The organism is Nocardioides sp., from assembly GCF_024509035.1.
In the GTDB taxonomy this organism is placed as follows: Bacteria; Actinomycetota; Actinomycetes; order Propionibacteriales; family Nocardioidaceae; genus Nocardioides.
Genome location: NZ_JANINT010000376.1, coordinates 1,000 through 1,777, shown reverse-complemented (window position 1 = coordinate 1,777; position 778 = coordinate 1,000). Strand labels below are relative to the sequence as shown.

1 protein-coding gene is annotated in these 778 nt (G+C 73.1%); it reads right to left on the bottom strand.

Going from position 1 to position 778, the window contains the following annotated elements:
* A partial coding sequence (locus Q0L15_RS21540) for an amidase (RefSeq protein ID WP_296606823.1) occupies positions 1-733 on the bottom strand: 733 nt, incomplete at its 3' end.
* Positions 734-778 lie beyond the last annotated feature (45 nt).

Below are 778 nucleotides of genomic sequence, written 5' to 3'. Positions count from 1 at the left end.
TGGCCCCCTGGGCGAGTGGGTGGGCGAGGTGGTGGTCGGTGAGCTGCTGGTAGAGGTGCCCGACGGCCAGCACCAGGTCGTCGGCCAACGCGGGGCCGGCGATCTGGAGTCCGACCGGCAGGCCGTCGACGGTCCCGATCGGCACCGACAGCGCCGGCTCGCCAGTGGCGTTCCAGTACTGCGTGTGCAGCAGCCCAACCACCTCGTTGAATTCCAGCCCGTCCGCGAGCGGGGCCGGGCCGCCACACGTGGGCGCGATGATCACGTCGACATCGCGGTAGAGCGCGGCCGAGCGCCGCTGGATGTGGCGGCGCACGCGCTGCAGCTGCACCAGGTCCGCACCGGTGACCAGCAGTCCGGTGAGGAGCGCGGCGCGGGCGACCGGTCCGTAGTCGGTCCACCGGGTGCGCGCGTCGGCGTGGTGGTAGGCGAGCCCCTCGGCGGCGAGCCCGAGCATCACCACGTCGTCGGCCTCGTCGTAGTGGGGCAGCGCCACGTCGCAGGTCACCGCGCCCGCCTTCTCGAGGGTGGCCACCGCGTCCGCCACCAGGGCTCGTACCTCTGGCTGGGAGCGCTGGAGAGGCTCGACCGCCACGCCGACCCGCAGGCCCTGGAGGGTGGTCAGCGGTGGCGACGTGACCGGGCGACCGGGTCGTGCCATCAGGTCGAGGAGCAGGGCGCAGTCCTCGGCGGTGCGCGCCATCGGCCCGACATGGTCGAAAGACCAGGCCAGAGGAAGGACCCCGTCCTGGGAGACCAGGCCGTGGGTCGGCTTGTG